At 40.9% G+C, this 14,248-nt stretch carries 14 protein-coding genes; 9 read left to right on the top strand and 5 right to left on the bottom strand.

The window, feature by feature from the left end:
• Positions 1-6: 6 nt before the first annotated feature.
• The 4 genes from ftsH to H1A14_RS01495 all read left to right on the top strand — a co-directional run bounded on the left by ftsH (position 7) and on the right by H1A14_RS01495 (position 4,376).
• Positions 7-2,049: an ATP-dependent zinc metalloprotease FtsH gene (ftsH, locus tag H1A14_RS01510; protein WP_194774433.1), complete on the top strand. Its 2,043-nt coding sequence runs from the start codon at positions 7-9 to the stop codon at positions 2,047-2,049.
• A gap of 110 nt (positions 2,050-2,159) precedes the next feature.
• Complete coding sequence (locus H1A14_RS01505; protein ID WP_194774432.1) at positions 2,160-2,924, top strand: UDP-2,3-diacylglucosamine diphosphatase; 765 nt, start codon at positions 2,160-2,162, stop codon at positions 2,922-2,924.
• Entirely contained in the window at positions 2,921-3,751 is an 831-nt protein-coding gene (locus H1A14_RS01500) for a hypothetical protein (RefSeq protein WP_194774431.1), read from the top strand. The genes H1A14_RS01505 and H1A14_RS01500 overlap by 4 nt, the downstream gene beginning before the upstream one ends.
• A gap of 193 nt (positions 3,752-3,944) precedes the next feature.
• Complete coding sequence (locus H1A14_RS01495; protein ID WP_194774430.1) at positions 3,945-4,376, top strand: hypothetical protein; 432 nt, start codon at positions 3,945-3,947, stop codon at positions 4,374-4,376.
• Positions 4,377-4,423: 47 nt separating this feature from the next.
• On the opposite strand, the gene H1A14_RS01490 is transcribed toward H1A14_RS01495, so the two are convergent.
• Entirely contained in the window at positions 4,424-4,852 is a 429-nt protein-coding gene (locus H1A14_RS01490; RefSeq protein ID WP_194774429.1) for an FKBP-type peptidyl-prolyl cis-trans isomerase, read from the bottom strand.
• 253 nt (positions 4,853-5,105) lie between these two features.
• Positions 5,106-5,546, bottom strand: a complete 441-nt coding sequence (locus H1A14_RS01485; protein ID WP_194774428.1) for a DUF6508 domain-containing protein — start codon at positions 5,544-5,546, stop codon at positions 5,106-5,108.
• A gap of 239 nt (positions 5,547-5,785) precedes the next feature.
• On the opposite strand from H1A14_RS01485, the gene H1A14_RS01480 reads away from it, so the two are divergent.
• Positions 5,786-7,168 carry a sigma-54-dependent transcriptional regulator gene (locus H1A14_RS01480; protein ID WP_194774427.1) on the top strand — a complete coding sequence of 461 codons (1,383 nt, stop codon included), beginning with the start codon at positions 5,786-5,788 and terminating at the stop codon, positions 7,166-7,168.
• A complete protein-coding gene (locus H1A14_RS01475; protein WP_194774426.1) occupies positions 7,158-8,501 on the top strand; it encodes a sensor histidine kinase in 1,344 nt (447 codons plus the stop codon). The genes H1A14_RS01480 and H1A14_RS01475 overlap by 11 nt, the downstream gene beginning before the upstream one ends.
• Here the strand turns inward: H1A14_RS01475 and H1A14_RS01470 are convergent.
• On the bottom strand, positions 8,498-9,058 hold the full coding sequence (locus H1A14_RS01470; protein ID WP_194774425.1) for an outer membrane beta-barrel protein: 561 nt from the start codon (positions 9,056-9,058) through the stop codon (positions 8,498-8,500). The genes H1A14_RS01475 and H1A14_RS01470 overlap by 4 nt on opposite strands.
• A gap of 83 nt (positions 9,059-9,141) precedes the next feature.
• On the opposite strand from H1A14_RS01470, the gene H1A14_RS01465 reads away from it, so the two are divergent.
• The 3 genes from H1A14_RS01465 to H1A14_RS01455 all read left to right on the top strand — a co-directional run bounded on the left by H1A14_RS01465 (position 9,142) and on the right by H1A14_RS01455 (position 12,191).
• The gene (locus tag H1A14_RS01465; RefSeq protein ID WP_194774424.1) at positions 9,142-9,705 is read left to right on the top strand and encodes a Crp/Fnr family transcriptional regulator; all 564 of its coding nucleotides are present in this window, start codon (positions 9,142-9,144) and stop codon (positions 9,703-9,705) included.
• 70 nt (positions 9,706-9,775) lie between these two features.
• Positions 9,776-11,065: a parallel beta-helix domain-containing protein gene (locus H1A14_RS01460; protein WP_194774423.1), complete on the top strand. Its 1,290-nt coding sequence runs from the start codon at positions 9,776-9,778 to the stop codon at positions 11,063-11,065.
• A gap of 4 nt (positions 11,066-11,069) precedes the next feature.
• Entirely contained in the window at positions 11,070-12,191 is a 1,122-nt protein-coding gene (locus H1A14_RS01455) for an SO2930 family diheme c-type cytochrome (protein WP_194774422.1), read from the top strand.
• Between the two features lie 60 nt (positions 12,192-12,251).
• Here the strand turns inward: H1A14_RS01455 and H1A14_RS01450 are convergent, their stop codons facing one another.
• Together H1A14_RS01450 and H1A14_RS01445 are read right to left on the bottom strand one after the other, a co-directional pair.
• Entirely contained in the window at positions 12,252-12,836 is a 585-nt protein-coding gene (locus H1A14_RS01450; RefSeq protein ID WP_194774421.1) for a porin family protein, read from the bottom strand.
• Positions 12,837-12,964: 128 nt separating this feature from the next.
• Positions 12,965-14,011 (bottom strand): hypothetical protein, encoded by a 1,047-nt coding sequence (locus tag H1A14_RS01445; protein WP_194774420.1) that lies wholly within the window; start codon positions 14,009-14,011, stop codon positions 12,965-12,967.
• Positions 14,012-14,248 lie beyond the last annotated feature (237 nt).

The following is a 14,248-nucleotide window of genomic DNA, read 5'->3' as shown; positions in this document are numbered from 1 at the left end:
AATATAATGAGCGATAAAAATAAAAGCAAAAAATACATACCAAAACCTCCCCAAAAACCCAATTTTCAACTTTGGTTGATCATCACCGCAGTAGTGGTTCTGATAGGCGTGACCTGGTTCAATCAAAGAACCTCAGTCATCGATATTACTCAGAAGCGTTTTGAGGATATCTATCTGGCCAATGACGTCAGTAAAGTGGTGGTGGTTTATAACCAGAATTTTGTAGAAGTGACCTTGAATGAAGAGGCGCTCAAAAACCAACGGTACAAAGATGAGTTGGAAAGTTCCAATCCGTTCTTCAATCCAGGAGGACCCCATTATCAGGTACGAATTGCTTCTGTCGATAAATTCATCGAATATTTCAACTCCCTTGAGGATCGCAGGCCCAAAGAACAAAGAATAGGATACACTGCCAGAACAGAGGAAAGCTGGGGCAATTGGTTTGGAAGTTTCGGTTTCTTGATTTTGCTGTTTCTGTTCTTTTGGCTGATGATGAGGAGAATGGCAGGACCAAGTGGTCCGGGCGGGCAAATCTTCAATGTGGGCAAGTCAAAAGCCCAATTGTTTGATGCAGAAAATAAGGTAAAAATTACTTTTGATAACGTAGCTGGACTTGACGAAGCCAAGGAGGAAGTACAAGAGATCGTTGAGTTTTTGAAAAACCCTTCAAAATTCACGAAACTGGGTGGAAAAATCCCGAAGGGAGCCCTATTGGTAGGACCTCCAGGTACCGGTAAAACTTTGTTGGCCAAGGCGGTGGCAGGCGAGGCAGGTGTGCCTTTCTTCACCCTTTCAGGATCCGACTTTGTTGAAATGTTCGTAGGTGTAGGTGCTGCAAGGGTAAGGGATTTGTTTAAGCAAGCCAAAGAAAAAGCCCCTTGTATTATTTTTATTGATGAAATTGATGCCATAGGCAGGTCAAGAGGAAAAGGGCAGATGCCTGGATCCAACGACGAAAGAGAAAATACACTAAACTCACTTCTGGTAGAAATGGACGGTTTCGGCACCGACTCGGGTGTGATTGTGTTGGCTGCAACCAACAGACCGGATGTGTTGGATAGTGCTTTATTAAGAGCCGGGCGTTTTGACAGACAGATCAGTGTAGATAAGCCTGACATCCTTGGCAGAGAAGCAATTTTCAAAGTTCACCTTGAACCCATTAAAAGCGCAAGCGATGTAGATGCCAAGAAACTTGCCGCACAAACGCCTGGATTTGCAGGTGCTGAAATCGCCAATGTTTGTAATGAAGCCGCTTTGATTGCTGCAAGAAAAAATAAAACTGCAGTAGACATGCAGGATTTCCAAGATGCTGTGGACAGAGTTATAGGTGGACTGGAGAAAAAGAACAAAATCATTTCTCCTGAGGAGAAAACTATTGTAGCCTATCATGAGGCTGGTCATGCGGTGGCAGGATGGTTTTTGGAACATGCGGATCCATTGGTGAAAGTCAGCATCGTTCCCAGAGGACTTGCTGCTCTGGGATATGCCCAATATTTACCTAAGGAACAGTTCCTATATCAAACCGAACAATTGATAGATGGAATGTGTATGGCTCTGGGTGGTCGTGCTGCTGAGGAAATTATATTCAACAAGATATCTACTGGAGCCCTCAGTGACCTTGAAAGGGTGACCAAAATGGCCTACAGTATTGTATCTGTATACGGCATGAATGAAAAAATTGGCAATGTCTCCTTCTATGACAGCAAATCCAATGATTACAGGATGACCAAGCCTTATTCTGAGGCTACTGCTGAAACCATAGACCATGAAGTAAGAAAATTGATTCAGTTTGCTTATGACAAGACCAAAAAGTTATTGCTTGAGAAAAAAGAACAGCTAGAGATTCTCGCAAAGGAATTGTTGGAAAAAGAAATCATTTTCCAATCTGATCTGGAAAAACTTATTGGTAAGCGTCCTTTTGAGAAGGAAACCACATACGAAGCTTTTACCAAAAAAGTAGATGGCAAGAAGCCTCCACTTGAAAAAAAGACAGATGAAGAAAAAGATCTTCCTGAAGTAGCTGAAAAATTATCTGAAGATAAAAGCTGATAAAAAAGCCTCCGATTAACGGAGGCTTTTCTTTTGCCGGATTGATCAGCTTTTTTGGCACTTTTTCAAATTAAAAAGTTTGTTAACTTTGGCATGTTTTGCACCGTTTCATGAAAATAACTCTTAGAGACCAACAGAAAATCTATTTTGCCTCCGATTTTCACTTAGGGGCTCCCGACGAAGATTCCAGTAGAAAAAGGGAGGAAAAAATCATCCGATGGCTTTCGGAAATTGAAGTGGATGCGGCCGCTATTTTTTTGGTCGGGGATATTTTTGATTTTTGGTTTGAATATGATAAGGTGATTCCTAAAGGATTCATGCGTTTTTTGGGAAAGATTACCGCTTTAAGGACCAAAGGCATTCCCATTTTCTTTTTTACCGGTAACCATGATCTGTGGATGAAAGACTATTTTACCAAAGAATTGAGTATCCCTGTGTTTCAACAACCTTTGGAACTGGAAATCAATAGCAAAAAGTTTCTTGTGGGTCATGGGGATGGATTGGGTCCAGGAGATGAGCAATACAAACTGCTCAAGCAGGTATTTACAAATTCAGTAGCTCAATGGATATTTAAATGGTTACACCCTGATGTAGGCATGCGACTAGCGCACCTATGGTCAAAAAACAGTCGGATTGCCAACGATAAGAAAAAAGAAGCTGAATTCAAGGGAGATGAAGAATGGCTTTGGCAATATTGTCAGAAATTGGACCTTCAGTATGAATTCGATTATTACGTGTTTGGTCACAGACACCTGCCCTTGGAATTGAAGGTGGGTAAAAAAGCCACCTATGTCAATTTAGGCGAATGGGTCCATGCCTGTACATATGGGGTTTTTGATGGCAAATCGCTAACCCTAACCAAATACCACGGATGAAACTTCATATTTTGAAGGTACTATTGGTCGGCGTTGTTTTGGTTTCTGGAACCTTAAAGGGTCAGGATTTGACAACCACTCCCCTATTTTCCATTCCTTTTGAACGGTTGGATCAAGTTGCCCTAGACAATCAAAACCAAATTATTCTCGCAGATACTGAAGGGAACATTTATCAATTTAATTCAAAGGGACAATATGTCAATCACTTTTCTCCTGAAAGGCAAGCCCGGCTAGATCAAATTGAGGCCTCCTGGACGGTCAATATTTTTACTTTTTCCAGAGACCTTCAGAAAATTCAACTGTTAGACCGCTTCTTAAATCCACTTTCCACCAATGTTTTTGATTTTAGCCGGTTTGGACTGATTAAGGCTGCGACGCTAGGCAACAACAATGTCTTTTGGCTTTTTGATGAGACTAATTTCTCTTTAATTCAATTTGATTTCAGACAAAACCGATCTCTTCAAACCCAACCTTTGAATCTGGTCCTTTCGCAACAACAATTGGATGTGATGGAGATCAAGGAACATCAGAATCTCGTATTTTTAAAATCAGTGGGAGAAGGCATTTTTATCTTCGACAACCAAGGGAATTTTATCCAGCAGATTCCTACTAAGGTCGAACAAAAGATCGTACTTCATGGAGATCACCTTTTTTGGATAGCGGATGGCAGCATCGTAAAAACCAATTTCAAGACCAAGGCCACAGAATTTGCCCCATTACCGGATCCCAAATACAGAAACTTGGCCATCAATCAAAAACACCTCTTCTTGTACCATCCTCAAGGTGTGGATTTTTATCCCATTCCTGATTTTTCCAGCTCCAATTGAATGGTCATCAATAAGTCTTTTACTAAGACGGAAGATTGAAAATCAGGTGATGGAATATGGTTCTGGCCATTTATTGGTAAAACAAGGCTTCATTCATGCCATTAAGCAGCCTTCTTTAGATGATCTTTTTTTTAACTTAAAATAACTTTTTTTATGAAAGGAATAGTTTAAAATTTGCATCTTAATCGTGACTATGAAGAAATTTTTACTAAAATCTTTGATAAAATTAAAATCACCTGGCTTGGGGTTGTTTTTGTCGTGCTTGTTTTTGGCCAATGTTTGGGGACAAACGAGCATTCAAAAACCCGGGGAAAAGCCCTTTGTATTTCCCAAAACCGAAAATTCCCAACAGGTCGAATTTAGGTTGATGTCAAAAGGCGTTGGTAAGTTTGACATTGAGCTGAAGGAACCTAGAAAAATGCCTACTCGGATAAAAATCTACAATATTTTGGGTGATTTGATCATTGAAGATGTACTTACCAGTCACGATGGAATGTTGAAATCCTATGATTTTTCGGGTTCAAATTACAAATTGTTTGTCGTTGAAGTAGGCAATTCAAAATACAACAATACCAGGAGTATTTACCACAGTCCCCCAGGGCAGAAAAAAGTGAACAGATTATAAAAAAACCCGGGTGCTCCGGGTTTTTTTTGAACTTCCTTTAGTTTCTTCTAGCCTACATCCACCAATTTGATGTCAAAGACCAAGTCCTCACCGGCCAAAGGATGGTTGGCATCGAGGGTTATTTTTTCTTCATCAACGTGGACGACTTTGACAGGCATCGGCTGCCCATTTTGATTTTGAATCGATAGATCCATGCCTACCTGGGGTTTGATATCTGCTGGTACCTGAGTAATTGGCACATCAACCATCATATCCTCTCTTTTATCTCCATAAGCTTCTTTCGAAGGGATGGTGACACTTTTATCTTCTCCTACTGCCATACCTTGAACAGCGGCATCAAAACCTTTTATCATATTGCCATCTCCCACTGTAAACTGAAGCGGTTCTCTGTTTTCTGAGGAATCAAATACGGTCCCATCTTTTAATTTTCCAGTGTAATGGACCTTTACGGTACTTCCTTTACTTGCTACAGACATGAATTTGTTGTTTTTGTGAATAATCCCAAATTTAACACTTTTTGAAAGGGATTAAAAATTTAAAGGACATAGATATCCCTGAGAACCTGATCTGCTTTCTGACGCAATCCTACAAATCAAAAAATTATGTTTTGAAAAATATCCAATTCTTTTGAATCTATTTTAATTTTAGGTTAAATCCATTGAGAGGATTGGGAAATTAGCAGCAATTGAGGCAGAATCTGTTGCAGAAAAATCATTAATGAATTAATTGTCAATGATTTAGCAATTTGATTTGTAACTGTTTCAACAAATCGAGGACCGTTCCCTGTTTTAGTTTGGCTTCAAAAAACCCACTTTTGATCTGATCATTCCTCACGATCAGGGTCAGTAATTTACAAATCTTTATGGCATTGAGTCTTGGAAATGATCTGATTCCGGAAAGGATTTCATGCCCTTCCACCCAATGTTCCCATTCGAAGTCGACCAAAAGACCTGATTGGCAAAGTGCTTTAAAAAGCTCTTGTTTTGTATCTTCGAAATCCAGGAACTTCATGGCGGCTTCTTTAGTCAGCGGAGTTTTTAATATTTTGTTCACGCGAGCAAATTCTTTTTCCATCAGGGGAATAAAATCAAAAAGGGATGTAAAAGTTTCTTTTTCCTGCTGCTCTAAAAATTCTGGCAATTGGGTAATCGGGGTATACACTGGCTTCATAGGGCAAGTGATGGACTATGGCGGCTGAAAATTCTTAACATATCTCAATCTAAGGTAATTTATCCTAATTTTTGACACAATTTTCAAGTATCTTCTGGAGGAGGTCCACGGTGTCCGTGCATAAACTATTTTTGTTCATAAATGAACACATCTGTTTTCCAATTGTGCCTCAGATTGCCTAATTTAATGAAAAATTAAAATGGCATCATTTCGGCATCTGATGTAGAAACAGGAAAGTTATGGAAGATAAAACCTTAGGTAAAATATTGATTGTGGATGACAACGAGGATTTGCTTTTTGCTGCCAAAATGTTGTTGAAAAAGCATGCCAAAGAAGTGAGCATAGAAAAAGATCCAAGAAGGATTCCTTTTTTGGTCAACAACAACAGCTATGATGTCATCCTTTTGGATATGAATTTCACGGAAGATACTACTTCCGGAAAAGAGGGCTTTCATTGGCTAAAGCAAATCAAAGAAATAGATCCAAAGGCAGTGGTTATACTTATTACCGCCTTTGGAGATGTGGAGATGGCGGTGCAGGCCCTTAAGGAAGGGGCGACAGATTTTATATTGAAGCCCTGGCAAAATGAAAAGTTATTGGCGACCTTATCCGCGGCAGTGAAACTAAAGGAAAGCTACAATGAAGTAGACCGACTATCCAAAAAATCCAGACAGCTACAGTCAGACCTGAAAAAACCTTTTACCGATATCATCGGGCAAAGTGCCTCCATGAAAAATATTTTTTCCATCATCGATAAAGTGGCTCAGACAGATGCCAATATCCTGATCTTGGGAGAAAACGGAACTGGTAAAGAGCTGATTGCAAGAGCCATCCATGACCGGTCCCACCGCAAAGATGAAATTTTTGTAGGAGTAGACATGGGCGCCATCACAGAGAGTCTTTTTGAAAGCGAGCTTTTTGGACACAAAAAAGGGTCCTACACGGATGCAAAAGAAGACCGTGCAGGCCGCTTTGAAGTTGCCGACAAAGGCACCTTGTTTTTGGATGAGATCGGCAACCTAAGCATGCCGCTTCAATCCAAACTTTTGACCGTGCTGCAAAAAAGAGAAGTCACCAGGATCGGTACCAATAAATCCATACCGGTAGACATCCGACTGATTTGCGCTACCAACATGAGTGTCCATGACATGGTTATGGACAACACTTTCAGGCAGGATTTGCTTTATCGGATCAATACAGTTGAGATTTTTCTTCCACCCTTAAGGGAAAGGCAAGATGACATCACCTTACTGGCCAACCATTTCCTTAAAGTTTATTCCCAAAAATACCGTAAGGAAATAAAGGCATTTAAGCCTGCAGCCATTCAACTATTGCAGCATTATGCTTGGCCGGGCAATATCCGGGAACTGCAGCATGCCATCGAACGGGCCATCATTATGTCAGAGGGAAATGAACTGGACAGCAGAGACTTCTTCTTTTTGTCTGCCAAACCTGCCCAGGATAAGATCAGCAACAATGCCACCCTCAACCTGGATGAAGTGGAAAAAAATGTCATTCAAAAAGCCATTGATAAAAATGGAGGCAACATCTCAAAAGCAGCCAAGGAACTGGGTTTGACCAGGGCTTCGCTGTACAGAAGATTGGAAAAATATGGATTATAAAATTGGATTACTTGGGAGAGTGGCGCTTTTGGCCTGCTCTCTTTTTATCTTGGCTTATTTAATCTGGAAGGACACCACGGTGTTCGCCATTTCACTTTTTATCATTTTGGTGATTGCACAGATTGTATTTTTGGTGAGGTATGCCGAAAGTAGCTTCAAGAAAGTTCGCCAATTTCTCGACAACATCAAAAAAGACGATTATACCACGGTGTACCCAGTCAAGTTTGACGGTACCGAAACGGATGACTTGCACATAGAATTCAATGCAATTTTGGCCAAACTTAAGGAAGATCAAGCTGAAAAAGAGGCCAATTATCAGTACTTCAGAACCGTCTTTCAACACCTGAGTATAGGGCTGATTACTTTTGAGGAAGATGGCAAGATTCAAATCCTCAACACCGCTGCCAAACGCATGCTGAACATCCATCAGCTCCACAACATTTCGGAAATAGAAAAGGTCAACAAGGAGTTGCACCATGCCATCCACAACCTCCGGACCGGGGGAAGTGAATTGATTAAAATAGCCCATCCGGATGGGATCATGCAGCTGTCTGTCTATGTGATTGAGCTGGTTTTGAGGGATGTCAAGTTTAAGCTAGTTTCTCTTCAGAACATACAATCAGAGCTCGAAGAGAAAGAAATGGAGGCATGGCAAAACCTTGTCAGGGTCCTGACCCACGAAATCATGAATTCCATTGCCCCCATATCCTCTCTGGCCGGTACGATCAAAGATGATATCCAAGGACAAGTGGATACCCATCAGCCAGTTACACCGGAGTCCTTGGAAGATTATTTGATGGGAATCAATACCATAGAAAAGAGAAGTGAAGGTTTGATCAAATTCGTCAGTGATTTCCGAAGCCTTGCCCATATCCCTACTCCAAAATTTGTAGCCATCAAAATAGCCTCACTATTTGACCAAGTCGAAACTTTACTTAACCATCAGATAGACCGCGAAAAAATTGTTTGGAAAAATGAAATTGAACCCATTGATCTGTTGTTGTTTGCCGATTGTACACTCATCGAACAAGTATTGATCAACCTTTGCCAGAATGCCATTCAGGCGGTGGAAGATGCAGAAATCAAACAAATCATTCTGAAGGCTTACATAGATGAAAACGGCAAAATAATCATTGAGGTACAGGATACAGGAAGGGGAATAGAAGAAGAGGCCTTGGGAAAAATCTTTATTCCGTTTTTTACTACCAAAAAGAAGGGTTCTGGCATAGGGTTGAGCCTTTCCAAGCAGATCATGAGAAGGCACAAAGGCAACATTCAGGTAAGTTCTGTTCTGGGTGAAGGGACTACTTTTAAACTAATTTTCAACGCTTAAAAGTTTTTTCCAACGGAGAGTTTGAGGATGCGGTTCCTGAAATCCACCCCATCCATTTCCCAACGGCTCATGCCAAAATCATAGCTTCCCTGTACATTCAGACCAAACGGCAGGCTTACTCCCACCCCTACGACGCCCCCTTTTGCCCATTCATTTCTTTGAACAATGGGTTGGGGCAATTCAGGTGTCACCATTTTGGAGGACATGACATAAGAGAGCTGAGGGCCTGCGAAAACATTGACAAAGGGCAGTAATGAAAATCTGACCAAAACAGGAATATCCAATTGGTTGAAGCGGTTTTCCAATTCGTATGGGCCAAGGTCATCCTCGGCCATTTCAAACAGTGACTTTTTGGTGTATTGCAATCCTGGCTCGATGGCCAAGATACCCCCTAAGCTGAGCTTGTAATAAAACCCGGCATGAAATCCATTGCTGGCCCTCCAATCCCAATCTGACAATCCGGGGTAATTCATCCCCAACCGAATTCCTGCCTGACCGAAAGCGGAACCAATCATGATCAAGCCACAAAACGAAAGCATTATTAGACTTTTCAGCATCGGAGATAAATGATTAGATTTAAGAAAATGTTTTTTAGACAACGATTTATGAATCTGATAATTACATTATTTTAAACAAAATCATGCCAATTCTGGATTTAGTTGATCAAATTTATCCACTTCCCAAATCTGCAAAAGCTGCCTTTGCTGAAATCATCCATTACAGGGTATTGGAAAAAGGCGATTTTGTCTTGAAACAGGGACAGGTCTGTCATAATTTGGTGTTTGTGGAAAAGGGAACCTTGAGAAGTTTTTATTTCAAGGAAGCAAAGGACGTCACCGTCAGCTTCTCCATGATGGGGGAATTTTCCACATCCATGTACAGTTTTGTATCCCGTAAACCTTCCTATGAAAGCATAGAAGCCATAGAAAATTGCTACTTGGCTTACATTTCCCACCATGATCTTTTCAATAAAATCGAACAGCACCCATCTCTTGAACGATTGTACAGGATGATATTGGAGCAGTATTACATTTTATTGGAAGAACAAATGATATTTTCCAAATTCAAATCCGCAAAAGAGCGGTATGTGGAGCTTTTGGCTGGCAAACCTAAACTGATTCAAGTAGCTACAGTGGGTCAGATTGCTTCGTACTTGGATATGTCCATCGAAACCTTGAGCCGGGTGAGGCATGGTTTGCTGTGAGTTTTTTTGATTTTTATCAAATTTATTTTCCAGACAAAAAGGTAAATTTGATACAAACATTTCTTTTTCAATGATGAAGCAATCCTTTTCTATGATCCTTTTGGTCCTATTCCTATGCTGCTCCTGTGGGAATAGCAACCATGACCAAACCTTCGATTCTAATAACCTCTTACGGGCTTCTGAAGCCGCCGTGGAAAAACTCATCGAAGACTTTATATTAGTGGAGGATGGCGGTACCATATCCATACCTGAGGGATTCTATGCCCTTAAGACCCAGTTGATATTGGACAACAAAAAAACAATCACCATCCAAGGAGCCGGAATGGACAAAACTGTCCTTTCATTTAGGGATCTGAAGTCTGGAGGTGAGGGGGTCAAACTTTCAGGACAAAACATTAAAATTGAAAATCTGACCATAGAGGATGCACCTGGTGACGGGGTCAAAGCGCAGCATTGTGATGGCATCACCTTCAGAAAAATCAATGTGACCTGGACCAATGGAGACAAATCCAAAAACGGGACTTATGCCATCTACCCGGTTCAGTGCAGAAATGTGATGATCGATGAATGCATCGCCTCTCATTCCAAAGACGCCGGGATCTATGTAGGGCAATCAGAAAACATCATCGTCAAAAACTCACTGGCATTCGGAAATGTAGCAGGCATCGAAATAGAAAATTCAGACAATGCCGAGGTATTTGGCAATGTGGTCAAGGACAACTCCGGTGGAATTTTGGTTTTCAACCTACCTGGTTTGCCAAAGTCGGACGGAAAAGGCACCAAAATCTATGACAATGAAATCATAGAAAACAACCATACCAATTTTGCTACGGCACTCAATGAATCTCCAAATGGAAATACCGTCACCATGATTCCTCCAGGTTCCGGGGTAATACTTTTGGCTGCCAAGGAAGTTGAGGTATACAACAATAAAATCCATAAAAACAAAACGGTAGGTTTGGCCATTGCCAATTACCACATCACAGGTTTTCCTACCGACGCACCGGATTGGTCACCTTTTTCATCGGACATCTACATCCATGACAATCAATACGAAAGAACGCTGGCCTTACCGGACCTTAGCAAGGAAATGGGTCAGCTGATCAGCGTTTACAATGCCCATGGGAAAGGGAAAACCCAGGATATCATATATGATGGCTTTTGGGATACCAGGATAAGCGATGACATCAATACCAATCCCATGAAGATCTGCATTCAGGAGCCGCAGATGGAAAGTCTTCATTTCACCCGCTTTTACTTATTGGAAGGAGAAGACAATATCAAGAGTTTTAAAGCCTATTCCCCATTTGACTGCAGCCTGAAAGTCCAGACAAACGTCAGCGCCATCAGTAACCTTTGATCCAATGAGACACCTATTCGCTTCATGCCTCATCTTTTTGTTTATGGGATGCGCATTTTTGCACAGTTGTCAGCAACCTGCCAATGAAAAGTCATTGGCTCAATTGGATTTTAAACAGCTCCCTTTAAAAAAATTATCCGAATATGGTTTTTTTGCAGGTGAATTGTCCGATTTGCTTCCTAATAACCGGGTGCTTTTCTACGAGCCAGCTTCCTCCCTTTTTACCGATTATGCCTTTAAATCCCGGTTTATTTATTTGGCAGAGGGAAAATCTGTGAAAATCCTGGACAATGCAGAAGGTGAAATTGATTTTCCGGACGAGACCATCTTGATCAAAAACTTCTATTACCCCCTTGATTTTAGGGTACCGGAAGGAAAAAAACAGATCATAGAAACAAGGCTTATGATCAAAATGAACGGCAGCTGGGAAGCCTATCCTTACATTTGGGATGAAGACCAGAAAGATGCCACCTATAAAATCACAGGAGGGGAAAAGGAGGTCAAATGGATGGATTTGGAAGGTGAAGACCAGCTGATCGAGTACATCATTCCCAACAAGAACCAATGCAAAAGTTGTCACAACCAGAACAATGAAATGGTCCCTATCGGTGTCAAAGCCAAACACCTCAATCATGAAATATCCTATGGGGACCGAAGTAATCACCAATTGGTGGAATGGAATGAAAAAGGCTTTGTTTCTCAGCTTCAAGATTTGGAAAATCTTCCCAAAATGATCAATTATCAGGACAAAGACCAAGCTTTACATGATAGGGCCATGGCTTACCTGGATATCAATTGTGCGCATTGCCATAGGGAAGACGGCCCAGCAAGTACTTCAGGGTTGTTTTTGAATTATGAAGAGAAGGATTGGAGAAAACTGGGCGTATTCAAGACTCCTGTGGCAGCAGGATTTGGTGCAGGCTCTTTCAAATACGCCATATTTCCCGGAAAAGCTGATGAATCCATCATGACCCACAGGATGGCCTCGACCGAAATCGGTGCCGCCATGCCGGAAATAGGCAGGGTGATGGTGCATGATGAGGGTCTGGAATTGATCAAAAACTGGATAAGCAGCCTTTCTGAAAGTGAAATGAGAGCACATTTTTCATCAGACTTTGAACCATAAAAAAACCTCCCCTAAGGAAGGCTTTTATGGTAGTCAAATAAATTGGTTTAATGCAATGATTTAGAAAGTATAACCAAGGGAGACCTTGAAACCTCTGTTGTAAATTTCAGCTTCACTGTTTTTAAATACAGGGGTCATCCCGAAATCATAGCTACCTTGAAGGTTGAGCCCTGCGGGTAAGTTATAGCCCACCCCTACGACCAATCCGAAATCGGTTTCTCTTATGGCCTCTGTATCATAACTAAACGTAGAGCCGAAGAAATCTCCTTCAAATTGCGATGACATCAGAAATGAAGCTTGTGGACCCCCGAAAATATTAAAACCTTCGCCTAAATAAAGCCTTAGCAGCACCGGCACATCCACGTAATTCAATACCGCCCTGGAATTGGCAAAATCATCATTGGTGGTTCCTTTGACAGAATAAAATACACCAGGTTCCAAAGCAAGTCTCTCTCCCAAGAACAAAGTAGAATAAAGACCAGCATGAAAGCCGGCACGGTTCGTATACTCATTGGAAGAAGCATCAGCACCTCCGAAGTTGAAGAAATTTGCTCCCCCTCTTATGCCTATCCCTGGCCCTTGCTGGGCCATACTTTCTACTGAAAACATGGCCAAAGCCATGCATACAAAAACTAATTTTTTCATGTTGTTAAATAGTTGGTTCGGGAATAAATAGGCCAAGATGATGCCAAAAAAAAGGCCTGAATGTAAATTCAGGCCGAAATAAAACCTTAAGAACTGTGCCTCAGGAGCCTATCAGGTCCTATTTTTTTTTAAAACATACTTTCTGAAAGCTGCTGAGATCTTGGTTCAGATAATAGCTTTTCATTGAGCAGTCTAATGATTTCCTTTTCTTGCTCAAGGGATTTTTTGGAATTCTCGTGAATACTCAGCAGTTCCGGGTGGTCAGACAATAAATCAGCCATATTTGCTTTGTTTAAAAAAGTGATCATGCCATTTTGCATGTTGAGTACGATATGGATGGTTTTGGTGGAAGCCAAAGCACCAATTGCACCAAAGGCCACCGCCATAGTGGGATCTGATATCTGGTCTTTGAAAAGTAGATATGGGCCAATTAGGTCCGATTTTACAAAATAATTCCCTCCTGTGAGGTAATTACTGGCTTGTAGATAAAAAGATGCACCATCTGAAAATCCATAGATGAATTTGATTTTCTTCTTTCTTTCATCAAGTACTTGATACCGTGGGATTTTCCCGTTTTCATTGATAGGTTTTATTGAAAATCCATCCGTTTCATGGGGAGTTTGGTTTAGCCAGTTGTCAAAATGAAGGTAAAGCCCTTTGGCGGGAGGTGAGTTGAAATCAAAAACAAGTTGGGATTGTGGGTGATCTAGCAGCTTGGGATCTTCCAAATGTAATTTTTTGTCAGCTAACTGCCAATCGGATTGATTGAACTCCAAAAGACAAGTCTCCAATGCTTGCATGATCCTGTTTCCGTGCCTTTTGGTCACATCCACGGAACTTTCTTCAATCAGGCTTTTAAACTTCCCGAGGGAGTAAAGTTTCCCGTCGATTTCTTCGAAAAATTCCAAAGAAACATCGCATGTCCCTATTTCTTTGGTAGCCATGGTCCTCTCAGAGATATGGAGTCTGTCTACTTTGATGATAAGAGGCCTTTTCTCTGTTTTAGAAGGCAAAGCTGCTTCCAAAGTGTTAGTCAGGTAGCTTTCAAAATCTTCGGGAAAAACAGCCGCCACTTTTTTATTGGACATGCCCTTTTGGGCAATGCCCAAATTTTCCCTTTGGGTCCGGTTATCTATGACTTTAATGATGTTGAATTCCCGATCATTCAGGGGCATCAATTCGGGATTTAAAACGACAACATGATTTTGTTGTGCAAAGCCAATTTGACAAACAAAACCAACAAGCAACAATAATTTGAATTTCATAAGCTGGATAAAAATGGGTGAAACTAATAAAAACGGAGAAAAACTATCTTTTAATTTTCACATTTGCAAAAAAAATAATGGGATATTTTAGTTAAAAAAATTAATTAATTGACTATCAATATAATACTTTTAAAAAACCCGAGAATT

This window comes from Pararhodonellum marinum, assembly GCF_015354735.1.
GTDB lineage: Bacteria > Bacteroidota > Bacteroidia > Cytophagales > Cyclobacteriaceae > Pararhodonellum > Pararhodonellum marinum.
This window is presented reverse-complemented; position numbering and strand designations above follow the sequence as displayed.